This window comes from Cyanobacteria bacterium QS_8_64_29 (assembly GCA_003022125.1).
In the GTDB taxonomy this organism is placed as follows: Bacteria; Cyanobacteriota; Cyanobacteriia; order Cyanobacteriales; family Rubidibacteraceae; genus QS-8-64-29.
Genome location: PXQH01000002.1, coordinates 1 through 24,095, shown reverse-complemented (window position 1 = coordinate 24,095; position 24,095 = coordinate 1). Strand labels below are relative to the sequence as shown.

The window sequence follows — 24,095 nt, the reverse complement described above, 5'->3', positions numbered from 1 at the left end:
CTGGCGCAGTGCAATCGGGATGGCCGGGGCTTAGTAAATGCCGTTGTTAACGCGATCGAAGCCGTGGACGTACTCGGTCGTGGGCTCGCCCACTGTGAACTCGTCCATATTGGCCTCAAGGCGCTCCCGCTGGCGCTCGCTCAAATCGGGAATCTCGAGCACGTCTTCGACGTTATCGTAGGGCGCGTTGGCAACGATCTTGCTGGCCAAATTGGGGTAAAAGCCGCGGAGCCGGCTAAAGGAACGCACGCTGCTGTTGTTGAGATCGAGTTTGTTGCCCTGCTGTATGAGTTGTTGGTTGGCAGGGTCGTTGGCCGGGACTTCCAGTTCGGTAGCGATCGCCGCGGGGGCGCTGATATGGGCCGTCCCTTGCGGAACGCCCAACACGCCCAAGCAAGCGACGATTGCGGCTAGCGAGAGGGTGGCAGCACGAATCAAACGGTCTACCATCATCGATCCTCCTAATAAAGTTGCGCTCGCATTAGGGGCTGCGTTGATAAATGGCTTTTTTAAGCTCTAGTTAGGCATGCTATCGCACGTTGCGGCTCGCCCGTCAGGGGAGCGATCGTGGCAAAGGCCCAAAACCCGACCGACAAACCGGATTTATGCTAGGGTTGGGGAGGCACCGGTTCCCATCGCGCAAGCGGGAGGTTTAGCTATGGCACTGCAACTCGGCGATACAGTCCCAGACTTTACGCAGAAATCCACCAGCGGCGATATTGCCTTTTACGAGTGGGCTGGCGACAGTTGGGTGGTGCTGTTTTCGCACCCGGCCGACTATACCCCGGTTTGCACCACCGAGCTGGGGGACCTGTCTCGCCTCAAATCGGAGTTTGACAAGCGCAACGTTAAAGTCCTGGGCTTGAGTGTCGATGACCTGGAGTCCCACATGGGCTGGAGCCAGGACATCGAAGAGACGCAAAACGCCAAGCTCAACTTCCCCATCCTGGCCGATGACGACCGCACGGTCTCCGACCTCTACGGCATGATTCACCCCAATGCCGACAACACCAGCACGGTTCGGGCGGTCTTTATCATCGACTCGGGCAAGAAACTGCGGCTGACGCTGACCTATCCCCCCAGTACGGGTCGCAACTTTGACGAGCTGCTGCGCGCGATCGACTCGCTCCAGCTCACCGACCAGTACAAAGTGGCAACACCCTCCAACTGGAAGCAGGGCGACGAGTGCGTCATCCTACCCATCATCAAAGACGAAAGCGAGCTCCAGCAGCGCTTCCCCAAAGGCTACCGCGAGCTCAAGCCCTACCTGCGCATGACACCGCAGCCCAATCAGTAGGCGGCCGCGACCGGTAACGTGTTGTAGGGTGGGCACTGCCTGCCCTACACGTTTTTGGAGTCGGGCATCGCGCCGCGCGAACGACGCTTATGGATATCCGGCACGGCTTTGTGGGGACTGTCGGCAATACCCCCCTCATTCGGCTCAACAGCTTCAGCGACGAGACCGGTTGCGAGATCCTGGGCAAAGCCGAGTTCCTCAATCCCGGCGGTTCGGTCAAAGACCGGGCAGCGCACTACATCATTCAAGAGGCCGAAGAACGCGGCGCGCTCAAACCGAGCGGTACGGTCGTCGAAGGGACGGCCGGCAACACTGGCATCGGGCTGACCCACATCTGCAATGCCAAAGGCTACCGCTGCCTGATCGTTATCCCCGAGACGCAGTCCCAGGAAAAAATCGACATGCTGCGGACCCTAGGGGCCGAGGTCAAAACCGTGCCGGCGGTGCCCTACAGCGATCCCAACCACTACGTCAAAGTCTCGGGGCGCTTGGCCGAGCAGATGGATAATGCCATCTGGGCCAACCAATTCGACAACACCGCCAACCGGCGCGGCCACTACGAAACCACCGGCCCCGAAATCTGGGCCCAAACTGGCGGCCAGCTCGATGTTTGGGTCGCTGCTACCGGTACCGGCGGCACCTTCGCCGGCGGCTCGTTCTTTTTTAAAGAACAAAACGCGGACGTGCGCTGCATCCTGGCCGATCCGGTCGGGAGTGGCCTCTACAACTGGGTCAAAACGGGCGAGCCCCAATCCGAGGGCAAATCCATTACCGAAGGCATTGGCATCAGCCGCGTGACCGCCAACATGCAGGGCGCGCCGGTGGACGATGCCATCCGCATCGATGACAAAACGTGCGTGCGCATGGTCTATCGGTTGCTCGAGCGCGATGGGCTGTTCATGGGCAGCTCGGTGGGCATCAACGTCGGCGCTGCTTACGCCCTCGCCCACGAGCTCGGGCCGGGGCACACCATTGCGACCGTGCTTTGCGATAGCGGCGCGCGCTACCAGTCGCGGCTGTTCAACCGCGATTGGCTAGCCGAGCGCGATCTGCTGCCCGAGTGATGCGTTACTGGCCGGGGTCGTAGTAACTGTGGTCCAGAAACGGGACGGCAACCAGCTCGCCTTCAGTCTCGCCAACGCTAACGCGGGTTCCGGCGCCGCCCGCTTTGGTCTTGACGTAGCCCAAACCGAAGCCGCCCTCGGCCGTCTCGACGCAGCTGGTTAGCGCCCCCACCGTTTTGCCGGCAACCGCTATGGGGGTTCCTTCCGTTACTGGCGCGGGCAAGCGGATGCCCCACAGCCGCTGCTTGACGCCCTTGTAGGTGTTGAGGCGCGTGATCGTCTCCTGGCCGATGTAGCAGCCTTTGTGAAAGGAAATCGCGCCGATCAGGCCCGCCTCTAGCGGGTTGTAGTCCTCGGTCAGCTCGTGATCGGGGATGGGGCGTCCTTGGCAAACGCGCAGCTGCTCCCAGTCCCGCTCGCCCAGGATGGGGACCTCGGCCGCCGTTAGGGCCACCCAGACCGATTCCGCTGCCTGGGTAGGCGCAATGACGGTATAGCCCGGTAGGGCCAGCCCGCTACCGGCGGCAACGCGCAGGGTGGCATTGCCCCACGGCACGGCTTGGTGGTCGCCCTCGACGCCTGCCGACAGTCGCTCGGCCCCCAACTCGCGCGCCAGGCGATCGCTATTGGGGCCAAGGGCTACAAAGACGGCGCAGCCATCCGAGCGGTCGGCGAGCTCGACGCGATCCAGCGGAAACAGGTAGCGATCCAGCCGCTCCACGAGCGTCTGGCGCCGCTGGGGCGAGACGAGCAGCCAGTATCCGCTCTCGGTGGCATAAACCCAGCCCAGATCGACCGTGCGCGCTGTCGAGCTCACAAACACTGTCTGGCAGCCTTGCCCTGGCTGCAGCGCCTGGATGTCGTTGGTGCTTTGGTTTTGCAGAAAGCGCGCGCAGTCTTCGCCGGATAAGCTAATTAGGCCGCAGTGAGAACGATCGGCGATCGCGGTTGCCTGGCGGGCAGCGTCCGGGGCGCTGTGAGTGGGCGCTGGCTGTACCCGTTCGGTCATGGCTGGCTCCTAGCGCGGCTCACGCCTGCGTTGCAACTGGCACGATTTGGGGCCCCTCACCGCCAGCGAGCTGCCGGGCGCATTGGGCGACCCCCGCTTCGCCCGCTTGGTGCAAGGCCTCGAGCAGCTGCGCGCTGTCGGCTAGCAAGCGCTCGAGGTCGATGCCGTGGTAACTCGGCTCGTAGGCCTGGAGACGTCCCATCCCTTCGCCCAGCAAAATAACGGCTCCGCGCCAATTGTGGTTGCTGAGGTGATGGCAGCCCACGGCAATTTGCAGAATGCCCTGGTAAAAGTTGCGATCCCACTCGGGCGCTTCCATCCAGAGCGCTTCTAGGGTGTCGTGGCAAGCATAAAACGCCTGCCGGTTGAACTGCTCTACCCCCTGCCAAAACAGGCCCAATGCCATGGCAGGGCTTACGTCATGTCCTGGCGGACCTCTTTGACGTAGTCGAGATCGATCTGCTGCCGATCTCCGGCAAAATCGTGATCCTCGGTCAGAAACAGCAGGCAGTGGCACTCTTTGCGCTCGCGCATGGGAACGCAGGGACAGTTCCAGTAGCCGGCTTTGACCTCGGCTTCTTTATCCTCGTAGTGCCGGCACGGGCAGAGCGGGGCCCCCAGTTCTTCTTTGTGCTTGGCGAGCCCCTCAATTACCACAGCCGTAATGGAGGGATCCGAGCAAAAATAGGTACCGCTGCGCTGCGCGTAAGTCTCGGAGAACTTGCGCATGAGGTCGAGGGTGCGCTCCTCACTGAACCCACTGCCTTGCTGTTGTTGCTCGGTTTCGTTGGCACTCATGATGGCAAAGCCAATCGCTGTGGCTGGCGCGCGTTACGGGCAGGTTGGGCTGGAAGTTGCAATGACCTACTTGCCCCCAATGGTAGCACTGCAGCGAGCCCCCCTCAACGCTGGGCCAGCGGCGACGCGGCCCAAGGGAGGCGACCGTGCCTGATTGGCGCCATCGGGCCTGGCAGGAGGTATCGGCGCTGTTCCTGCGCCCCAACTGCCCGCTGTGCCAGCGCCCGGCCCAGCGAGCGCTTTGCTGGGGGTGCTGGCGGCAGTTGCAGGCCTGCCGGCTGCGGTAGCCGGCAGGCCGTTGGTTCCCACCGCTGCCGGTTTTTGCTTGGGGGCACTATACGGGGACGCTTAAGCGCGCGATCGTGGCCCTCAAATACGAGGGCGCGCGCTCGCTGGCCGCCCCCTTGGGCGAGGCGCTAGCCCAAAGCTGGCAAGACCAATCGCCGCAGGCGGGCGACCTGACCGTGGTGCCGGTCCCCATACACGCCCGCAAGCGGCGTCAGCGCGGCTTCGATCAGGCCGAGTTGCTGGCACGCAGCTTTTGCCGCGCGAGCGGTCTGCCGCTGCAGGCATCGGGCTTGCAGCGCGCCAAGGCAACCGCCCCGCAATTCGGCTTGCGGCGCGAGGAGCGCGCCCGCAACCTAGAGGGGGCTATTCGCCTTGGGGGTACGCTGGCACCGGCATCCGCCCCCCGGACCGGTCCTGCTGCTCGATGACATCTATACCACCGGCACGACAGCGCGCGCTGCCGCCGAGGCATTGCGTGCCCGCGGCATTCGCCCCTGCGGCATTGTGGCTGTGGCGCTCGCGCCGACCCCAGCCGTCTGAAGCACTGTTATTGGCCCAGCTCGCCGGCCCGCTGCTGCGCCGCTCGGACGGCATCGGCTAGCGCGGCGCGAAAGCCGGCGCGCTCCAGCACGCCCACCGCTGCAATCGTCGTCCCACCGGGGCTGGTCACGCGGTCTTTGAGCTCGGCTGGGTGCTGGCCGGATGCTTGCAGCAGCTGTGCCGTTCCCAGCACGGTCTGCAGGGCCAACTGGTAGGCGCTGGCGCGCGACAAGCCAGCAGCCACGCCACCATCAGCCAGGGCCTCGATCGCCATAGCCACATAAGCGGGCCCCGAACCGGCCACCCCAGTTGCCCCATCCAGCAAGGGTTCCGGCAGCTCGATGACCTGGCCCACGGCCTCCAAAATGGCACGGGCTCGCTGGCACTGCTCGGTACTGGCCTGCTCGCTGAGCGCAATCGCAGTCATGCCAGCGCCCACTGTCGCGGGCGTATTGGGCATGGCCCGCACAATGGGATAGCCGGGCAGAGCCGCCTCCAGTCGCGCCAAGCGGACCCCAGCCAGGATCGAAACCACCAACGGCTTGGGACTATCGGGAGCGGGCTGCGCTAGCTCGGGGGCAACCCGATCCAAAACTTGCGGCTTGGTGGCCAGCAGCAGGATGTCGCTAGCGGTCGCTGCCTCGCGGTTGTCCGCTGCAACGCGGATGCCGTACTGCTGCTGCAGGTATTCGCGCCGCTGCGGCGACGGATCGCTGGCGAGGATGGCCTCAGGTGCGTAGCGTCCTTGGGCGAGCAATCGGGAGAGGATGGCCTCTCCCATGACGCCGCCCCCCACAATCCCGAGCGCGATCGACACGGTCTTGGCCTCACCTCAGTGGCTGCCGGCGAGCGGGGCGCTACTGCGCCAGGCTCTCGGGATCGGTCGCCCAAGCCCCGGGCTGCACGCTCTCGCTCTGGCTCGAGGAGGGCGTCTCGTGGACCGCGCCGGAATGGGTAGTGACTTTGACGCTGTTGGGGGTAAACAGGAAAATGCTTTCGCCCACGCGCTCTTGGTGGCCGTCCATGGCGTAGGTGCCGCCTGCGACAAAGTCGACGGCCCGCTGCGCTTCGTCGGGCTCCATCATGGTCAAATTCAGCACCACCGACTTGCGCTCGCGCAGGGCTTGAATGACTTGCGGCATCTTCTCGAACGAGCGCGGCTCGAACACCATGACCTCAAATGCCCCGTTGCTGGTGCCGGGCATGCCGATGACATTGCTCCCGGCCGCAACGCTGCCGCTGCGAGCGGCACCAACGCCGGGCCGATAGCGACGCTGGCGCTCCTCGCGCCCGCCGGCATCGGCCGCGATCCCTTCGGTCTCGTCGCGATCCAGGTCGTCTTCGTACTCGTCGTAAGCTTCGGGCTCGTCAAAACTGACAAATTCTCTTAGCTTGGCCAATACCGAATTCACGGTTTCCCCCTAGCTGCGCAAAACGGTTCAGACGCGCGCCAGCACTAGCACTGGGACGCGTGCTTGCGTTGAAGGTTGGCATTGCTCCCCACTTGCGTCAAGAGCGGGCGCCAAAAATGGTTTGGCCCAATCGCACCACGGTCGTTCCGGCTTGGAGCGCCAGCGGGTAGTCGGCGGACATGCCCATCGATAGCTCCTGCATGCGGATTTGCGACAGCTGCTGGCTAGCGATGCGATCGGCCAAGGCGCGCACCGAGCGGAACGCCTCCAGGGCCTCCGCTTGCGATAGCCCCAGCGGCAGGATTGCCATCAGGCCGCACACATCTAGATGGCGGCAGCGATCGAGCTCGGCGAGATCGGCCCACAAGCCCTCAAAGGTCCAGCCGTACTTGTTGGGATCGGGGCGCGGTTTGACCTGCAGGCAGACAGGCGGGCGAATGCCGCGGTCGCCGGCAACGCGATCCAAGCGCTGCGCCAGCCGCAAGCTATCGCAGCTCTGGATGCAGTGAAAGTGCTGCAGGGCTTGCTTGACCTTGTTGCGCTGCAGGTGCCCCACCAGGTGCCAGCGGATGCCGTCGAGATCCGACAGCTGCTGTTGCTTGCTGGCAGCTTCTTGGACGAAGTTTTCGCCAAAGTCGCGGATGCCGGCTGCATGGGCGGCCCGGATGGCCTCGGCCGGCATGGTTTTGCTAACGGCCACCAGGCGCACGCGATCCGGCAGCTCCTGACGGATTTGGCGGGCGCGTTCGGTGATGGCGGCACTCGAGACGGTCATGGTTCTAGCGTTGGCGATCGGTAGCAAGCCCCAGGGCTGCCAGCTGCGCCTGGGCCTTGCGCAGCGACTCGTGCCACTCGGTTTTGGGGTCGCTGTCGGCCACGATGCCGGCGCCCACTTGCCCCCAGACGCGGTACCGGGCCGCGGGATCGCGCCCCTCGGCCCGGCAGTGCAGCAACGTCCGGATGGCGATATTGAGATCGAGGTAGCCGCGCCGGTCGAGGTAGCCGCAGGAACCGTAAAACCAATTGCGGCGCACGGGCTCGAGTTCCTCGATGATTTCCATGCAGCGCACTTTGGGGCATCCGGTAATCGTACCGCCCGGAAACAGCGCGCGCACCAAATCGATCACGTCCCAATCCGAGCGCAGGCGGCCGGTGACGTTACTGACCAGATGCATGACGTGGCTGTAGCGCTCGATTGCAAAGCGCTCGTCGGCGCGGACCGAGCCCCACTCGCAGACGCGGCCCAAATCGTTGCGGGCCAGATCGAGCAGCATCAGGTGCTCGGCGCTGTCTTTGCGACTGCCCTGGAGCCCGGCTGCCAGCTCGCGGTCGGTTTGGGTATCGCGCCCGCGCGCTCGCGTACCTGCAATGGGGCGGGTTTGAGCGGTTCGGCCTTCCAGTTTGACCAGCCGCTCGGGCGAACAGCCGATGGCACTGCCCCAAGGCGTTTGCCAGTAGCTGGCAAACGGCGACGGATTGATGGCGCGCAGGGCGCGATAAACGCTCCAACTGGCGGCTGCGGTGGTCAGGGTGAAGCGCAGGGACAAATTAGCCTGGAAGATCTCGCCAGCGCGGATGTAGGCCTGAGCGCGGCGGACGGCGCGCTCGTAGTCCGCTTGGGTGGCAATGGGGACAAAACGGGCAGGCTTGCCTGGCGCAACTGGCTCGGCGGTTCGGGCCGGGGTGCGCTCGCAGCAGCGTTGCAACCGATCCAACTCGGCAAGCTGGGTGGCAGCCAACCAGAGCGTGCCGTTGGGGCGATCCAACACCGCGAAGGTGGCGGGCTCGTACCAGTAGGCCACCGGGAACGGGAGCGGATCGGGGTTGCAGTCGGGCAAGCGCTCGATTTCGCGGGCCGCGTCGTAGCTCAACCACCCCAGCCATCCCCCCACAAACGGCAGATGCTGGCACCGGGCGGGAATGCCGCGCGTCCCGCTCGCGCGCAGCAAGCGGCGCAGGCAAGGCAGCACCTGCCCCAGCGGCGGCCGATAGAGCTGCTGCCGGCCGCCCACCGTGCGCGGTGGGCCCGCGCAAATGGAATAGCGCGCCAACTGGGGCCGGTCTTGCGGGGGCGGAACGGGGCTTTCCAGCAGGGTGGCAATGGGCTGGCTGGGATAGCCCAGCGCCTCAAAGACCTCAGCCCCCGTGCACTCCCCAAGCGGCAGCGCACGCCAGCGCCAGGGCGCGACCGCACTCATGCCATGCCGCCCCAGGCCACGCGCCCGCTCCACAGCAGCGCCAGCGCCAATAGGGCCAGCCAATCGCCGCGCCCCAAGGCCAGCTCGTGCCAGCGCACGCGGTGCTCGCTGGGACTGGTAAAGCCGCGCACCTGCATGGCCGTTGCGATCTGCTCGGCGCGCAGCAACAGGTTTTTGAGCAGCCGCTCCACCACCACCAGCCACACTTGCAAGCCGCGGCGCCAGCCCAACTGCTGCCAGTTGATGGCCCGCGTCCGGACCGAGCGCACCAAATTCTGCACCTCCTCGAGTACCAGCGGAATGAAGCGCAGCGAGAGGGTCAGGGTCAGCGTTATTTCGGTAACCGGCACGTTGAGGCGCCGCAGTGGCCGCATCAGGCTCTCCAAACCGGCCGCGATCGCTTCGGGAGCGGTGGTGAGCAAGTAGAGATTGGCACTGTAGAGCACAGTAAAAATGACGGTGCTAACCCGCACGGCCAGCTCCAGCGAGCGGCGGGTCAACTCAATGTCAATCACCCCCAGATCGAGCGCGAACAGCAGGTAGCGGTAGTCTTGGGGTTGCGGCAGCGGCGTTTCCGCCAGCGACAAGGCCGATTCGGGCGCGGGCAAGCGCGGCTGGTGCGAGACCGAGAGCCCGTCATCCAACAGGCAGGTCAGCACGAAGGCCAGCCCGCACAGCACCAGCAACCACCCCATTTGCTGGCGCCAGACGCGCAGCGGAATGGCCGCCGAGAGCGTCAGCAGGATCAGCAGCGCCACCAGGATCAGGCGCCATTGCGGGTTGGCCATCAGCGGCGTCATCAGCAGGCTCAGCAACCAGGCCAGCTTGACGCGCGGGTCCAACCCGTGCAGCCAGGTAACGGGCCGCTCCAAATACAGGCCCAGCGGGAGCGAGCGCAGCAGATCCATCAGACGCGCGTTGCCCGGTTGAGGCTCCCCTCGAGCGCGCGGGCGCTTTTAGCCCGCCAGCGCAAGCGCAGCGGCGTCCCGGCAAAGCCTAGTTGCTGGCGCAGCTGGCGTTCGATGTAGCGGCAGTAGTTGGCCGGGAACCGTCGGGGGTCGTTGACAAACAGTACCACCGTGGGCGGCTGGCTGCTGGCCTGGGTGGCGTAGTAGATTTTGCCCTGCCGCCCCTGGCGGTTGGTGGGTGGGGTGTGCCACGCAACCGCTTCCTGGAGGGCCTCGTTGAGCACGGCAGTGCTAACGCGGCGCCGATGCTCGCCGGCCGCCGCCTCGACGCGATCCAGAATTTGCGAGACGCGCTTGCCGGTGGTGGCGCTAACAAAGGCCGTCTCGGCCCAGTCGACAAACGACAGGCGATCGCGGACGTAGCGCTGGAACTGATCGAGAGTGTGCGAGTCTTTGGCAACGGCGTCCCACTTGTTGATGACAATGACCGCTGCGCGCCCCTGATCCTGAATCCGGCCGGCCAGCTTGAGATCCTGCTCGGTAATGCCCTCAGTGGCATCCAGCACCAGCACGACGACATCGGCGCGGCGGATGGCTTTGAAGGCGCGGTTGATGCCGAAAAACTCCGGCCCGTAGCGCACGTTTTTCTTGCGGCGGATCCCGGCCGTGTCGATCAGGCGATAGGGCTGACCTTGCCGCTCGACGGTGCGATCGATGGCATCGCGCGTGGTCCCGGCTTGGGGCGTGACGATGGCGCGGGTAACGCCGCTAATGGCATTGAGCAGGCTGGATTTGCCCACGTTGGGGCGGCCCACAATGGCAACGTTGATGGGCGCTCGCTCGGCGGGCGGCGCTGGCGGCGGGAACTTCGCCACCAGGGCATCGAGCAGATCGCCCACGCCGCTACCGTGCATGCCCGAAACCGGAAACGGCTCGCCCAGATCCAGCGCCCAGAACTCGGCGGCTTGCGCCAGGCCCCATTGGGGGGATTCGCACTTGTTGACCGCTAGCAGCACGGGGACGGACTGCCGTCGCAGCCAATCGGCAATGGCTTCATCCAGTGCCGTCAGACCGGCCTGGCCGTCGACCACCAAAACGGCCGCGCACGCCTCTTCCAGCGCAGCAGCAGCCTGCTCGCGGATGTGGAGCAGAAACTCGGTGTCGTCTTCAAAGATCAAGCCCCCCGTGTCGACCGCGGCAAAATCGCGGTCTTGCCAAAACGCGTCCTGATAGACGCGATCGCGCGTCATGCCGGCGCGCTCGTCGACGATGGAGGCGCGGGCGCTCGCAATGCGGTTGACGAGCGCCGATTTGCCCACGTTGGGCCGTCCGATGATGGCGACAACCGGTCGCTGTTGCATGGCGCGGGATTCGTCGGTAAGGGGCTCGCCCGAGCGCTTTAGGGCTCGAGCGGAAAACGTTCCATTAGCTGAATGGCGCGGCGCGCGTTGGCGCCCAGCGCTGGCGAGATGTGGGGCACGTGCGGCAGCTGCGCCAGCACATCCATCGTGCGGCGCAGGATCCGAACGATGTCGCCTTCATCCAGGCTGGTATTGTCGCAGAGATCGCCCCAGGCCTCGCCCAGGGCCCATTGCTCCACCAACCCAATGGGCGAGGACTCCAGCCAAACCGCCATGGAGACGCCGTGGCGGCGCTGCACCTGCAGGAGCCGATCGCGCTGCGGTTGCAGCTGGCCCAGGGCCGCAGCGGTCGCGCGGCTGGGAGCGTAGTGCGTCTGGCTGTCCGGGCGCGGGGGCTCCAGCACCAGTGCCCCCATTGCCGCCGCCAGCTGCTGCGGCTCCAGCGCATCGAGCGCCCGCGAGCGCAAGGCCAGGGCCAACCACAGCTCGTTGTCGGCGCGGATGGCGGCTGCGGTTTCCCCTAACTCGGTGGGTTGGTGGTCCTGCAGCGCCTCCAGCTCGTGCAGGACGCTTACGAGGTTGAGAAAGGCCTGCCAGTGCTGGGCGCGCTGCTGCTGGGAGCGGCTCTGGCGTTTCTCCAGCTCGGCCCGGACGGTCTCGCGGCGCTGGTAGCGCTTGAGCAGGGTGCTGGGCTTGCCCCACTGCTGCAGCGGGTGCTCGGCCAGCTGGCGCTCCAGGCGGGCGATTTTGTCCTGCTGGGCCGCTACGGCCGGCGGCGCTGGCAGCTCGCTGGCATCGGCCGGCAGGCGCCCAGCGATCGCGGCCGTAGCCTCGTCGCCCTGACGCCGCTTGCCGGGCTTGAGGGTGAGGTCCCCTGGCGGCGCGATGCCTTGCAGCAGCTCGGCGGCGAGGGGCTGCTCGCCCAGCTCCGCGACGTCGCTAGGGGCGGCAACGTACCAGCGGTTGTCGTTGCCGATGCAGATGGTGATCGCGGATCGGCCGCCGCTGTGGGCCTGGGTGTAGAGGACAGCGGGTAGCGGAGACGGCACAGTGACGTTGGGGCCTTTGAGGTAGAGGATTTGGCCGGGCGCTGCCTGGTCTAGGGCAGCAGCAATGGCCGGCGTGCGCTCGGCCTCGGCCTCGCGTTGCAGGTACTTGGCAATGCGGCGCTCCTCCTTGAGCCGCGCCCGCAACTTGTCGTAGCTGGCGAAGTGGGCCGGGTCGATCTGGGCTAACTCCAAGTCGAGCTGGCTGGCCTCGCGCGTTAGCTCGGCGATGGCCTGGCGCTCCGGCTCTAGGCGCTGCTCGGCCAGGTACTGGGCAAAGCTGCGCTCGAGCAAGCGTTTGACTTGCTGCAGGGATTGGGTCTGCAGCAAGTTGAGGGCCATGCCGTAGGTGGGACTAAACTGGCTGACGAGCGGATCGGCTGCTTGCGTTGCAATTTGCGCCGCCTCGGCAGCCCCCTCAAAGCGGGTTTGGACGCAGACCACGTGGCCGGTGGCATCCATGCCACGCCGGCCGGCCCGACCGGCCATTTGCAAAAACTCCGAGGCGCGCAGCAGCCGGTGGCCGTGATCGGTACGCTTGGCCAGCGAGGAGATGGCCGTGGTGCGTGCGGGCATGTTGATCCCGGCTGCCAGCGTCTCGGTGGCAAAGACCACCTTCACCAAGCCGGCCCCAAAGAGCTCTTCCACCAGGCCCTTCCAGGCAGGCAGGATGCCGGCATGATGGGCGGCGATTCCGCGGGTTAGCGGCTCGACGTGCCCGGCGCGCGCGCCTTCGGGGTGCTGGTGCAAAAACTGCTGCACCCACCGCTCGATCTGCTGGGCCTCTTGGGCATCGACCAGCGAGAGGCCATCCAGCTCGGCCACGGCGCGATCGCAGCCCCGGCGGCTAAAGATGAAATAAATGGCGGGGAGCATCTCCCGCTCCTGGAGCTGCTGCAGGACCTGCTCGGTGCTGGGACAGTTGCGCTTTTTGGTGCGCCGCTTGCCCGAGGCGCGCTTTTTGCCTTTGAGGCGCGGGTCGAGCTTGCGCTGCTGCCGATCGAGCAGCGGAAACAACCCCTGGGGCGAGCTGAAGTGAAACTGCAGTGGGACGGGGCGTACCTGGGAGCGGACTAGCTCGGTGGGACCGTGGATGCGATCGATCCAGTCGGTGAGCTGCTCGGCGTTGGCGATCGTGGCCGAGAGGGCCAGCAGCTGGATGCTGCTCGGACAATAAATAATGGACTCTTCCCACACCGTGCCGCGGCTGGGATCGTTCATGTAGTGGCACTCATCCAGCACCACGGCTTCTACCCCCTCCAGCGATGCCGGGACGCCCTGAGCTTGCCCGATGGGCGTTCCGTAGAGCATATTGCGGAACACCTCGGTGGTCATCACCAGCACAGGGGCATTGCGGTTGTGGGAAACATCGCCAGTCACCAGCCCGACGTTGTGGCGGCCGAAACGGGCTTGAAAGTCACTCAGCTTCTGGTTGGAGAGGGCTTTGAGGGGGGTGGTGTAAAAAACGCGCTTGCCGCGGACGAGCGCGCGGTAGATGGCGTACTCACCCACCAGCGTTTTGCCCGAGCCAGTGGGCACGCTCACCACTACCGATTTGCCCGCATCGAACGCGCTCGTGGCGCGCTGCTGAAAGGCATCGAGCTCAAACGGAAACAGCGCGTCAAACGCCAGCTCGGTGGGCGTTGTAACGTCGGTCAATGGGAATCCCCCGCCAGCCCTGTCAAAGTCGTGCAGCGCAGCGTACCGACTCCATTGTAGGCAGGCGCGATCGCGGGCTAGCCGGCACTGCGCTGCGGCAGCGTGGCGACAAAATCCAGCAGGCCGTGCGCCAGCTCGAACTTGCTGCAGGGGCCTATCGCGCGCTCGCGCCCCCAGGCATCGAGCAGCGTCGCCCGGTTGGTTTCGCTGCCAAAGCCGGCATCGGGGGCATCGATGGGGTTGGCGGCGATGGCATCCAGCTGCTTGCGCGCCAGCTTCTCGCGCGCGGGCACAACGGTCTCCCCAGTTTGGGCGGCAAAGCCGATGGTGGTTTGGTGGGGCTGCTTGCGCGCGCCCAGATCGGCTGCTATGTCAGGGACCCATGCCAGCGGCAGCGAGGTCGGTAGCGATCGCTTGGGGCGCTTGTGCGCCCAGTAGCTAGCCGGTTTGATGTCGGCAACCGCCGCGGCCAAGATCGCCCAGTCAGCGCGCTCGAAGCGCTCGAGCAGAGCCTGGTGCATCCGGGCGGCACTGCTGGCCGGCACGAGCGCTATGCCGGCCGCAACCGCCTCCTGGGGCCAGGTGCCGATCAAGGTGACCTCGGCCCCGCGATGGGCGGCCGCTTGCGCGATGGCAAGCCCCATGCGCCCCGTGGCAGGATTGCCCAGAAACCGCACCGGATCCAGGGGTTCGCGCGTGCCGCCGGCCGTTACCAGCACCCGCTTGCCCGCCAGATCCGCCCGGCCGCCGGCGTGCAGCGCCGAGCAAACCGCCAGCTCGATCGCGGCCGGTTCCGCCATGCGCCCCGTCCCGACGCGATCGCAGGCCAGCAGCCCCGAGCCAGGATCCAAGCCGCGAACGCGCTCGGCCTGTTGCAGCAGCGACCAATTGCGCTGCACGGCGGGCTGTCCCCACATCTCGACGTTCATGGCCGGCGCCAGCAGCAGGGGACAGCGCGAGGCCAAAACGGTATTGGTCAGCAGGTTGTCGGCCAAGCCCGCTGCCAGTTTGCCCAACGTGTTGGCCGTAAGCGGGGCCACGACCAACACCTCAGCCCACTCCGCCAGCTCAATGTGGAGTGGACGCGGATGGGGCTGCCAAAAGTCAGCGTCGGTGTAGGCTTGCTGGCGGCTGAGGGTGGCTGCCGTCAGCGGTGTCACGAACGCCTGGGCGCTCTCGGTGAGAACGGCACGGACTTGCGCCCCCGATTTGACCAGCCGCGAGATCAGCTCGCAGGCCTTGTAGGCGGCGATACCGCCGCCAATGCCGATGGCAATGCGCCGTTCGCGCAGCATGGGCCTAGGTGTGCGCCAAGACAAACTCGCGGATCTGCTCCAGCACGGGGGGCGGCAGCTCGTGCTGCATGTCGCGCTCGCGGTAATCGAGGGCGACGCCAGCTGCCGCGAGCGCCTGCTGGGCTTGCTGCGCTGCCTGCAGCGGAACGACCGGATCTTGGCGGCCGTGCACCATCAGCACCGGCGGCGGCTCAGTCGCCGCCTGGGGCTGGGCGTGCAGGTAGCCGCTGAGGCTGCAAACTCCCGCCAGCGGCCACTGCAAGCCCACATCCAGCGCCATGGCACCGCCCTGGGAGAACCCGGCCAGCACCGTGCGCGCAAGCGGCACCTCCGTTGCCGCCGGCAGCGCGCGCAGCCAATCGTGGAGCTGCTGTCGGCTCTGGGCCAGTCCCTGCTCGTCCCACTGCTGCAGGTCGTACCACATTCGGTCGCCCGGAACGTGGGGATGGGCAAAGGGCGCATCCGGAAACCACAGTTGGCCGCCATTGAGCTCTAAGGTCTCTCCTAGGGCGGCCAAATTGCCCGCGCGATCACCCCAGCCGTGCAGCATCACCAGCAAGCGCTCGGGTGGATGGGAACGCTGGGCGGGAACGGCGATGGCTTCTAGTGACAGAGCGAGCCTCCTGGCGGCGATTGCAGCGCCTCGATCCTACAGGTTCCACGCTTGCAATAGCGCCTCAGGCGCCGGCAGGACGATGCAGGCCAGCAGCGCCAGCGCTAGCAGCCCCAGCGCGTCGCGCTTGTCATCCAGGGGCGAGACGTCGTTGAGGGCAGGCTCATCGATGGTGGGGATAAACAGCAAGGCGATCGCCCAAACCAAAAATCCCGGATCCAAAAACGCCAGGGCTAGCACGAGCAGCTGCACGACTTGGCCGATGGCAATGGCGCTCCGCTGCCCGTACATGGCGTGGACGATATGCCCGCCATCCAAGCGCCCCACCGGCATTAGCTTGAGCACCGCAACAACCACACCGATATAACCCGCCAGCCCAACAGGGGCCAGATCGATGGCCTGATCGGGCCCCAGCGCCTCGCCCAGTGCCAGCTTGCTGGCCGCGGTCAGCAACAGCGACCCGCGCGGATCGAGGGCATCGAGGCGAAACAGGCTCGCCTCCACCGATAGCGGCACGGTGCTAGAGGCAGCCAAGCCGCCGATCAGCACTGGCAGCGCCACGAGCAAACTGACCAGCGGCCCCGCAATCGCGACATCGAACAGGGCCTGGCGGTGGGGCAGCGGCGATCGCAGCTGCGCGAATGCCCCCACTGTCCCCACAACGGGGAAGGGGATGAAATACGGTAAGCTCGCGCGCAGCCGGTAGGCGCGCGCGAGCCCGTAGTGGCTCAGCTCGCCAGCCCCCAGCACGCCCACCAGGGCAAGCGCGTACGGCACGCCCTGCAATAGGGCAGTGGGGCGCTGTTGTAGCGCTTGCGGCGTCACGCCAGCTAAGCCGGCACCGAACCAGGTAGCAGCGATCGCGCTCGCCAGCAGCAGTCCCCCCGCAAGGCCGGGCCGGACGAGGCGCTCGGCGCGCGCGCCAGCCTGGGCTCGGGCGTTGGGAACCAACGCAAACAGCGGCTGGTTTTTGGGGCCGGGCTGAAAGATGACCCAAAAGCGCTCGCCAAACTGCTGGGCCACGTTCTCGCGCACCGTTTTGTCGGCCACTTCGGGGGTAGCGCGCAGCTTGCCCCGGCAAAGGACGGCTTGGGCCTGTTGCTCGATCCCCTGCAGGTAATACACATGCCAGGGGAAGCAGTGCCGCAGGCGGGCCTCTTCGTCGCGATCAAGCAGCTTGGGGGCAGGGGCATCGCGCTCGCTGCCGCTAGCAGCGGGCGAGCGCTCCACGGACAGCGACGCTTGCTGGGGGCGGGCAGCGCTCGAGCCAGCCGGGGAGTTGGCATCGCGCCGCCCCCGCTGGATGAGCCAAAAATACAGCAGCGTTGAGACGACAAACGGCAGCAGCAGGAACAGCAATGGCGGCCGCTCGCTGCCAACTACCAGCATCCAGCCGCTCCAGATAACCGGCGGCGCCATCACCACCAGCCACAGCAGCCAGATGGGGGTTCGCGTCAGCGGCGCCACGCTGCGCCGCAAGATTAGATACGTTACACCCCCGATCGCCAGCAGCGTCAGCAGCAGCAATCCTTCCATGAGAGGCCCTCACTCGGTAACACAGCCGGCCCCAGCTGCCCCCCATTCAGCCTAGCCAACGGCAGCCGGCGCTCACTTGCTAGGCTGGTTGGCCTGTTTCGGTCGCCACCATGCATTCCCAATCGCCCCCCAATCCCGACTCGCAAACGGCGCGCAGTGCTTCGGGGACGCCGCAGCGCGACGGTAGCACCAAGCCGCCGCGTTCCCTCTGGGATGGCATTTACGCCTTCCCCCCCAACCGGAAAACGCTGGGCGGTACCGCCTATTTGGTTTGCGAGCCCCAAGGCAACATCTTGATCGATTGCCCCGCTTGGGACGAAACGGCGGCCCAATTCCTACGTGCTTGCGGCGGCGTCCGCTGGCTGTTTTTAACCCACCGCGGCGGCATCAGTCAGGCCAGCGAAATGCAATCAGCCTTGGGCTGCGAGATTGTGGTGCACGAGCGCGAGGCTTACCTGCTCCCGGATGCGACCGTAACGCCGTTTTGGGCCCATTGCGAGCTCACCGCGAGCTGCCAGGCCATCTGGACCCCCGGCCACTCGCCCGGTAGCAGCTGCCTGTACTGCCGCCGCCAGGGGGGCATCTTATTTAGCGGTCGCCACTTGTTGCCTGATCGAGCGGGCAAGCCCGTACCGCTGCGCATGGGCAAAACGTTCCATTGGTTCCGCCAGTTGCGCAGCGTGCAGGCGCTGCGCGATCGCTTCTCGGCCCAGACGCTGCACTACATCTGCCCGGGCGCGGGAACGGGGTTCCTGCGCGGGCAAGGCGCAATTGTGAATGCCTACGCGCACTTAGCGGCGCTTGAGTTGGACGCGCTGCGCCAAGAGCCGCCCGTGCTGCAGTAGCCGCTAGCTACTGTGAGGAAGCGCCCGCGCCCAGCGGGGATTGGTGCTGGTAGGCGTTGCCTTCTGATGGGCTGCCTTCGCCATAGCCGGGCACAGTGAGCGATTCCGCTGCCACTTGCGTGCGGTAGCGATCCAGCAGCGGCAGGAGCAGCAAGCCAAAAACGGTCGTGGCGGCCGCCACCAGCCATGCGTTGTGGGCCACTGCCGCCGAGTGATCGAGGGCCCATCCCCCTAAAACGGGACTGACAAAATCGCCCACCGTCCAGCACTGGGCGTTGACGGCCGAGTAAACGCCGCGCTGGGACTGGGGCGCGAGTTCGGCGACCAGGCTGGAGGCCAGGGGCTGATAGGCCACGGTCGCCAGCGCCAAAAAAGCCAGAGCGGCGAATGCCAGCGGCGTCCGGCCGCCGCCAATCTGACTGGTCAGCCAAACCAAGCCAAACCCAGCGCCCCACAGCAGCATGGCAACCGCAAGCGCCCGGGCCTGGGTGAGCGTGCGCAGTGCCCGAACGACCGGCATTTGCAAGACGCTGGCACACAGTACGTGCCAGGCAAACAAGCCGGCCGTGCTGGTGGGGCTAAAACTGACCAGGGCGTCGGGATCGCCGCCGCCCGCCAGCACGAAATTGGTGAAATAGAGCGGCAGCGTGCTGTAGACCAGCGCGATGTAGGTCGTAAAGAACAGATTGACCGCGACAAAAATCCAAAGCGGTCGGTCCTGCAGGGCGACCAGCCAACCGCGGACCGAGTCGCTGTTTCCCTCAGCCTGCGGCTGCCGCGTTTCGGTCATGGCCAGGCGAATGAGCGCCCCAAAGGCCAGAAAAATGGGCGCCGTTAGCAGGAACAGCTGCTGGGGTTGCGCGAGCGCCAGCAAGGCGATGCCGCCCCCTATGATGCCCGCTCCAACGCCCAAGTTCTCGGCCACCCCCAGCAGGGCGAATGCCTGCCGCCGTTCCTCGGGCGCAGCCACATCCGTGACCGAGGCGTCAGCAGCGGGCCAGTAGAAGCCAATGCCGATCCCCAGCAGTAAGTTGGCTGCAATCAGGGTGGGCGTATCGCGCGCGAGCGCCAGCACCAGCGCGGCCACGACCGAGAGCCCGGCCGACAGCAGGAGCGTGCCCTTGCGGCCCCAGCGCTGGGAATCGGCCAGCGAGCCGCCGGCAATGTAGCCGATGGCCCCCGAGAGCGAAGCACTGCCTACGCTGACACCCACTGCCGTAGTCGATAGGCCCACCTGGTTGACGAACAAAAGCGGCATGTAGAACTGCAGCAGGCCCTGCCCCAGCTTGAACAGGCACCGCCCGGCCGCCTGGGTCCAGATTTGCGGGTTGAGTTGGGGGAGCCGAGCGCGCAGTCGTTCCATGCCCGTTGCCCTCACGCGACGCGACCGGATCCGGCGTTCGTTCGAAGGGCGATCGCGGCACTGCCCGCATGCCGCCGGGGGAGAGATTAAGTATTTTAAAGCCCGAGCGCGAGGGCTGGCAAGGCGAGGTCGGGCCTCTAGCGCCGCTTTTGAAGGCGCGCCAGCAAATCCGCAAACGGCGCCCAGTCATTGCCTTCGCTGATGGCTTGCCAAACCGACTCGATGGTGGCGTGCAGCGGAACAGTTGGCGGGTTGCGCTGCTGCAAGCGTGCCTCAACGGCATCCATGGCCTCAGCTGGCAGCTGCGCGAGCGCCTGCTGGTAGTGCGCCTGCCACTGCGCCCACAACTTGGGGGCCTGGCGCAGTTGCGGCAGAAAGGCATTCTCCAGAATGAGCTCGGCGCGATCGCGCCAGCTCGGGCTAAAGCCGCGGGCGAGCTCGGCAAAAAAGGCCGGGTAGCCAACCTGGGTCGCGTACAGCAGCTCCAGGGTCTGCCCCAGCAGCGCATCGCCGCCCGAGTTCGAGCTATCCAAGCCCAGCTTGCCCAGCATGAGCTCGCGGTAAGCCTGCCAGTAGCGCGCATCGAACTGGGCCAAGCTCGCTTCCATCTCAGTGCTGGGAATGGCAGCGGCCAGCGGCTGCTGGAGAAGCTCCAGGTTCAACCGGCAAATGGTGGGCTGGTTGCCGTAGCTGTAGCGCCGGAACCAGTCAAAGGAGGCCGCTGTAAACTGCGGATTGTAGGTGGGAATGAAGGCAAAGGGGCCGTAGTCGAAACTCTCGCCCGTGATGGACATGTTGTCGGTGTTGAGGACCCCGTGGCAAAAACCGGCTGCCATCCACTGCGCTGCCAGCTCGGCAACGTGCTGGACGAGCTCGTAGTAAAAACGGGCCCCGCGCTCCGGATCGCCCGCCAAGTGCGGGTAATAGTAGGCGATCGCGTGTTCGAGCAACTGGCGGATGCCATCGGGCTGGCGATTGTAGTGCAGGCACTCGAAGGTGCCAAAGCGGATGTGGGAGTGGTTGAGGCGCACCATGACCGAGGCGCGCGTGGGCGAGGGCTCATCGTGGCGCCAGAGCTGCTCGCCAGTTTCGATCAGGCTCAGGCAGCGCGAGGTCCGCACGCCCAGCGCATGCAAGGCTTCGGCAGCCACAACCTCGCGAACCCCGCCTTTGAGCGTTAGCCGACCGTCAGCGCCGCGCGAATAAGGGGTCCGGCCCGAGCCTTTGGTGCCCAAATCGTAGAGGCGCCCGTCCGTCCCGCGCACTTGGCCGTAGACAAAGCCGCGGCCGTCGCCCAAAAACGGGTTGTAGTTGCCGAATTGGTAGCCGTGGTAGCGCCAAGCCAGAAATGGGGTCGGGGCTTGGAACTGGCCGAAGGCCTCAATGAAATCGGCGTCTGAGACCGCGGCGGGGTCGAGGCCCAGCAACGGCAGCAGGTCATCGTTGCGAAAGCGCAGGATGTGCTGGGGAAACTCGGCCGCCGAGACTGGGTCCCAAAACCCCGAACTCAGCTGCTCCAGGGCCGGTTCGTACGCCAGGGTCAAAAACGGGTTGGTGCGCGTCCGAGTCATGGCGCCAGCGTCAGGGCCTGCGCTACGAGCTTACCGCGCTGCCGCGCGATCGCCCATTGCGCCTGGGGGCAGCCGCCCGCCACTCGCTACACTTGGGGGTACATTGAGCCGCGCGCGCCGCCATGCCGGATCGGATCATGTACCAAGGGGACGCCTACGTCGTCCTCGAGCCCAACCAATCCGAGCAGTACCTGAGCGAGGCGGAGTTGCTCGCTAAGCTCCAGGCAATTCTGCAGCAGCGGCAGGCCGATCTGCCCCGCGATTTGCAACAGCTAGAGACGGTCGAGGCGCAAGCCCGACACCTGATGGAAACGGCGTGCGAATTCGACGTGGCGCCAGGGCAGTACCTGCAGTGGTACCTCGTCCGGTTGGAGAAATAGCAGCCTCGGCGTGTGCCTGCGGGATAATGAGAGGCAGAGGCCGAGATCCCAGCTAGCGCATGGCGCAACTCGAGCGGCGGCGCCCGCAGAACGCCAGCGGCGAGTTCTACGTCGATAGCAGCTGCATCGACTGCGACACGTGCCGCTGGATGGCGCCTGAGGTCTTCCATCGCGATGGCGGCCAATCGGCCGTTTACCACCAATCCGGCGATGCGGGCCAGCGAGAGCGCACCCTGCAAGCGCTGCTCGCTTGCCCCACGGCATCTATAGCAAAAACATGTGGATCGTGAACAGATAAATGTACTTATACTTGAGAGCCTCGATCCCCATTTCGAGAGGCTCCTGGAGTTTCACTCAACAAGCTAGCCCCGTTCACGCTTAGTCTACGACTACTATATAGCAAAAACACATGGATCGTGAACAGATAAGCGGGCTTGTCTCTGAGGGCTTTAACTCCCAGTTCGAGAGAGCCCCAGAGTTTTGCCCAACAAGCTAGTTCCGTTCACATGTGGTCTACGACTGCTATATTGGCACCGAAAGCAAACCGCGCGATATCCGCTCCATCCAGCGCCGATTTCCGCTGCCCATTGCCGAAAACGTCTACCACTGCGGCTACCACGCACCTGAGTCCTTCGGCGCCGCCAGCTATTTCATCCAGCGCTCGGCCGGCAACATCCTGGTAGACTCGCCGCGCTTTGCGCCCCCATTAGTGCGGCAACTGGAAGCTATGGGGGGGCGTGCAGCTCATGGTGCTGACCCATCGCGACGATGTGGCCGACCACGCTTGCTTCCGGGCGCACTTTGGCTGCGATCGCATCCTGCACCGCGCAGAAACAACCCAGAGCACTCGCGATATTGAGTGGCCCCTGGCGGGCTACGACCCCCTCCCGCTGGCCGAGGACCTGCTGGCCATTCCAGTTCCGGGGCACACCGAAGGTTACATCGTGCTGCGCTACAACGGGCGCTTTCTGTTTAGCGGCGACCACCTGGCCTGGTCTGACGAGCTGGGCCAGCTGGTGGCGTTCCCGCACATGTGTTGGTATTCCTGGACAATGCTGCGCCAGTCCATGCAGGCGCTGGGGCAGTATTCGTTTGAGTGGGTCTTGCCCGGCCACGGCCGCCGCTACCATGCCGATGCCGCCATCATGCGCCGGCAGATCGAGCGCTGCGCGGCATGGATGGCGACCGTGCCGGTTTAGCCAGCCGGCCTCTAGGCGCCAGCTAGCACCGGATAGCAAGGAGCTCCTGGCATGCGCGAGCGCGAAGTTGCCGTTGTTGTGGGCGTGGGTCCCGGCCTGGGCAGCGCGATCGCGCGCCGCTTTGCCCGCGCCGGTATGGACGTTGCCGTGGCTGCGCACCGCGGCGAGCGCTTGCAACCGCTGGCTGCCGAAATAGGCGGGCGCGCCTATAGTTGCGACGTCACGCGCGAGGCCGAGGTTGAGAACTTATTCCGGCAGCTCGATGCCGAGCTCGGGCCCCCTTCGGTTGCGGTCTACAACGCCGGCGCCTACGTGCCCAAGCGCGTCCTCGAGACGGACCCAGCTGAGTTCGAACGGTGCTGGCGTGCCGGCTGCTTCGGTGGGTTGCTGCTGGGGCAAGCCGCCGCGCGACGCATGCTCGAGCGCGGACAGGGAACGCTGCTGTTTACCGGCGCGACAGCCGCTTGGCGCAGCAAGGTCAACTTTTCAACCTAGCCGCCGGCAAATTCGGCCTGCGCGCCGTCGCCCAGAGCCTGGCGCGCGAGCTGGCGCCGCAGGGCATTCATGTGGCGCATGCAGTCATTGATGGGCAAATCGGTGAGGATCCCCAGGACCGGACCCTGGCGCCCGATGCCATTGCCGAGGCCTACTACCAAATGCACTGCCAACCTCGCAGCGCCTGGACCCACGAGCTGGACCTGCGCCCTTGGGTGGAACCGTTTTGAGCGCTCAACGCGGACCGGCTCGGGCACGCTCAAGCAACTGCATCCGGATTTGCTGGTGGCGTTCGCGATTGATGGGATAGAGCGCGACCAGAACCAGACTGCCTGCCAGCACCAGGCTGGGGACGAGCGCCGTGAGGCTGCGGATGGCCCAAAGCGCCGATTCGGGTTGCTCGGGGGCGCCGGCTTGGCCCGATTGGGTGACAAAGCCTGCCCAATCCAGCGCTTGACCGACCAGGAACAGCGCAATCGCCGTACCGATTTTTTTCATTTGGACGAAAGTGCCGTAGAACACCCCTTCCCGGCGCTGCCCCGTGTGCAGCTCGTCCCAATCGACCGCGTCCGGTAGCATCGCCCAAGGCACTAGATAGGCGGTGGCCAGCCCCAGCCCAGCCATGATGCCCAGCGCGTACATGAGCGCCAGCTGGCCGGGTTGCAGCAAAAACAACCCAGCTTGGGCAACCAGCGTTATGGGAATGCCCCAGCCGTAGATAGCGCGCTTGCCCGTGTGTTGGCCCAGCCAGTTCCAAGCAACCATGCTGACCAGCGCTGTCCCCTGGACGGCGAGCGCCATTTGGGTAAAGTGCCGCTCGGGCAGTGCCATCCAATTCTGAACGAAGTAATACCAATTCTCGTGGCTTGTGCACTAGATTACGATCTCCAAAAATCCTTCAATATGGGAGTTATGTCCTTTGGTTAGCGTGCATCCGCTGCTCAAATTGGTATAAGGCAGCATGGCTGCCGTCACTTGCAATTCCATCCAAGAGCACCAATAAATGCCCATAACGAGCAAAAACGGCCGGTTGCGGAAGGCAACGCGAAATTGTTTCAGCACTGGCCAAGCAGCTGCTGAGGCCGGCTGCGATCGCGCGCGCTGCCCTTGCATTTGGTAGTAGCGGCGCCAGGTGCCGCCCACAGCAACGTAGGCAGCTACCGTGGCAACGAGGCCGCCCGCCATGCCCAGCAGCAGGTACTGGTCCGATTGGCGCTC

23 protein-coding genes and 4 pseudogenes are annotated in these 24,095 nt (G+C 65.5%); 9 read left to right on the top strand and 18 right to left on the bottom strand.

Annotated features, from left to right (window positions below; all coding sequences use genetic code 11):
• Positions 1-30 precede the first annotated feature (30 nt).
• Positions 31-450 (bottom strand): photosystem II protein, encoded by a 420-nt coding sequence (locus BRC58_00935; GenBank protein PSP19458.1) that lies wholly within the window; start codon positions 448-450, stop codon positions 31-33.
• Between the two features lie 208 nt (positions 451-658).
• On the opposite strand from BRC58_00935, the gene BRC58_00930 reads away from it, so the two are divergent.
• Complete coding sequence (locus BRC58_00930) at positions 659-1,297, top strand: peroxiredoxin (protein PSP19374.1); 639 nt, start codon at positions 659-661, stop codon at positions 1,295-1,297.
• A gap of 89 nt (positions 1,298-1,386) precedes the next feature.
• A complete protein-coding gene (locus tag BRC58_00925) occupies positions 1,387-2,361 on the top strand; it encodes a cysteine synthase A (GenBank protein ID PSP19373.1) in 975 nt (324 codons plus the stop codon).
• 4 nt (positions 2,362-2,365) lie between these two features.
• On the opposite strand, the gene BRC58_00920 is transcribed toward BRC58_00925, so the two are convergent.
• From BRC58_00920 to BRC58_00910, 3 genes are read right to left on the bottom strand one after another with little or no spacing between them, the layout of a single operon-like run.
• The gene (locus BRC58_00920; protein ID PSP19372.1) at positions 2,366-3,370 is read right to left on the bottom strand and encodes a folate-binding protein YgfZ; all 1,005 of its coding nucleotides are present in this window, start codon (positions 3,368-3,370) and stop codon (positions 2,366-2,368) included.
• 19 nt (positions 3,371-3,389) lie between these two features.
• Positions 3,390-3,776 (bottom strand): DUF309 domain-containing protein, encoded by a 387-nt coding sequence (locus BRC58_00915; GenBank protein ID PSP19371.1) that lies wholly within the window; start codon positions 3,774-3,776, stop codon positions 3,390-3,392.
• Positions 3,777-3,784: 8 nt separating this feature from the next.
• Positions 3,785-4,168: a ferredoxin--nitrite reductase gene (locus tag BRC58_00910; GenBank protein PSP19370.1), complete on the bottom strand. Its 384-nt coding sequence runs from the start codon at positions 4,166-4,168 to the stop codon at positions 3,785-3,787.
• A 146-nt stretch (positions 4,169-4,314) separates the two neighbouring features.
• Here BRC58_00910 and BRC58_00905 point away from each other — a divergent pair.
• Positions 4,315-4,996, top strand: a pseudogene (locus BRC58_00905) (hypothetical protein).
• Between the two features lie 7 nt (positions 4,997-5,003).
• Here BRC58_00905 and proC read toward each other — a convergent pair.
• The 10 genes from proC to BRC58_00855 all read right to left on the bottom strand — a co-directional run bounded on the left by proC (position 5,004) and on the right by BRC58_00855 (position 17,015).
• A complete protein-coding gene (gene proC / locus BRC58_00900; protein ID PSP19369.1) occupies positions 5,004-5,813 on the bottom strand; it encodes a pyrroline-5-carboxylate reductase in 810 nt (269 codons plus the stop codon).
• 40 nt (positions 5,814-5,853) lie between these two features.
• Entirely contained in the window at positions 5,854-6,408 is a 555-nt protein-coding gene (locus tag BRC58_00895; GenBank protein ID PSP19368.1) for a cell division protein SepF, read from the bottom strand.
• Between the two features lie 97 nt (positions 6,409-6,505).
• A complete protein-coding gene (locus BRC58_00890; protein PSP19367.1) occupies positions 6,506-7,183 on the bottom strand; it encodes a YggS family pyridoxal phosphate-dependent enzyme in 678 nt (225 codons plus the stop codon).
• Between the two features lie 4 nt (positions 7,184-7,187).
• The gene (locus tag BRC58_00885) at positions 7,188-8,606 is read right to left on the bottom strand and encodes an anthranilate synthase component I (protein ID PSP19457.1); all 1,419 of its coding nucleotides are present in this window, start codon (positions 8,604-8,606) and stop codon (positions 7,188-7,190) included.
• Entirely contained in the window at positions 8,603-9,514 is a 912-nt protein-coding gene (locus BRC58_00880; protein PSP19366.1) for a hypothetical protein, read from the bottom strand. The genes BRC58_00885 and BRC58_00880 overlap by 4 nt, the downstream gene beginning before the upstream one ends.
• Positions 9,514-10,875: a ribosome biogenesis GTPase Der gene (locus tag BRC58_00875; GenBank protein ID PSP19365.1), complete on the bottom strand. Its 1,362-nt coding sequence runs from the start codon at positions 10,873-10,875 to the stop codon at positions 9,514-9,516. The genes BRC58_00880 and BRC58_00875 overlap by 1 nt, the downstream gene beginning before the upstream one ends.
• Positions 10,876-10,913: 38 nt before the next feature.
• Positions 10,914-13,580, bottom strand: a complete 2,667-nt coding sequence (locus BRC58_00870; protein ID PSP19364.1) for a DEAD/DEAH box helicase — start codon at positions 13,578-13,580, stop codon at positions 10,914-10,916.
• Between the two features lie 77 nt (positions 13,581-13,657).
• Positions 13,658-14,872: a bifunctional phosphopantothenoylcysteine decarboxylase/phosphopantothenate--cysteine ligase CoaBC gene (gene coaBC / locus BRC58_00865; GenBank protein ID PSP19456.1), complete on the bottom strand. Its 1,215-nt coding sequence runs from the start codon at positions 14,870-14,872 to the stop codon at positions 13,658-13,660.
• A gap of 7 nt (positions 14,873-14,879) precedes the next feature.
• Positions 14,880-15,488, bottom strand: coding sequence for a serine esterase (locus BRC58_00860; GenBank protein PSP19363.1), 609 nt, complete (start codon positions 15,486-15,488; stop codon positions 14,880-14,882).
• A 36-nt stretch (positions 15,489-15,524) separates the two neighbouring features.
• On the bottom strand, positions 15,525-17,015 hold the full coding sequence (locus BRC58_00855; protein ID PSP19455.1) for a site-2 protease family protein: 1,491 nt from the start codon (positions 17,013-17,015) through the stop codon (positions 15,525-15,527).
• 119 nt (positions 17,016-17,134) lie between these two features.
• Here BRC58_00855 and BRC58_00850 point away from each other — a divergent pair, with 119 nt between their 5' ends.
• Positions 17,135-17,869 (top strand): MBL fold metallo-hydrolase, encoded by a 735-nt coding sequence (locus BRC58_00850; GenBank protein PSP19362.1) that lies wholly within the window; start codon positions 17,135-17,137, stop codon positions 17,867-17,869.
• Positions 17,870-17,876: 7 nt separating this feature from the next.
• On the opposite strand, the gene BRC58_00845 is transcribed toward BRC58_00850, so the two are convergent.
• Together BRC58_00845 and BRC58_00840 are read right to left on the bottom strand one after the other, a co-directional pair.
• Complete coding sequence (locus tag BRC58_00845; protein PSP19361.1) at positions 17,877-19,232, bottom strand: MFS transporter; 1,356 nt, start codon at positions 19,230-19,232, stop codon at positions 17,877-17,879.
• Between the two features lie 137 nt (positions 19,233-19,369).
• On the bottom strand, positions 19,370-20,803 hold the full coding sequence (locus BRC58_00840) for a YdiU family protein (GenBank protein PSP19360.1): 1,434 nt from the start codon (positions 20,801-20,803) through the stop codon (positions 19,370-19,372).
• A gap of 122 nt (positions 20,804-20,925) precedes the next feature.
• Between BRC58_00840 and BRC58_00835 the strand changes: the two genes are divergently transcribed.
• The 5 genes and pseudogenes from BRC58_00835 (at position 20,926) to BRC58_00815 (ending at position 23,107) form a co-directional block, all read left to right on the top strand.
• Complete coding sequence (locus BRC58_00835) at positions 20,926-21,183, top strand: chlororespiratory reduction protein 7 (GenBank protein ID PSP19359.1); 258 nt, start codon at positions 20,926-20,928, stop codon at positions 21,181-21,183.
• Between the two features lie 59 nt (positions 21,184-21,242).
• Entirely contained in the window at positions 21,243-21,473 is a 231-nt protein-coding gene (locus BRC58_00830) for a hypothetical protein (GenBank protein ID PSP19358.1), read from the top strand.
• Between the two features lie 236 nt (positions 21,474-21,709).
• Positions 21,710-21,919: pseudogene (locus BRC58_00825) on the top strand (hypothetical protein).
• A 208-nt stretch (positions 21,920-22,127) separates the two neighbouring features.
• A complete protein-coding gene (locus tag BRC58_00820; GenBank protein ID PSP19357.1) occupies positions 22,128-22,382 on the top strand; it encodes a hypothetical protein in 255 nt (84 codons plus the stop codon).
• Between the two features lie 51 nt (positions 22,383-22,433).
• Positions 22,434-23,107 (top strand): annotated as a pseudogene (locus BRC58_00815) (short-chain dehydrogenase).
• A 4-nt stretch (positions 23,108-23,111) separates the two neighbouring features.
• Here BRC58_00815 and BRC58_00810 read toward each other — a convergent pair.
• Together BRC58_00810 and BRC58_00805 are read right to left on the bottom strand one after the other, a co-directional pair.
• Positions 23,112-23,726: pseudogene (locus BRC58_00810) on the bottom strand (MFS transporter).
• Positions 23,727-23,750: 24 nt separating this feature from the next.
• The coding region (locus BRC58_00805; GenBank protein PSP19356.1) for a hypothetical protein at positions 23,751-24,095 on the bottom strand (345 nt) is incomplete at its 5' end.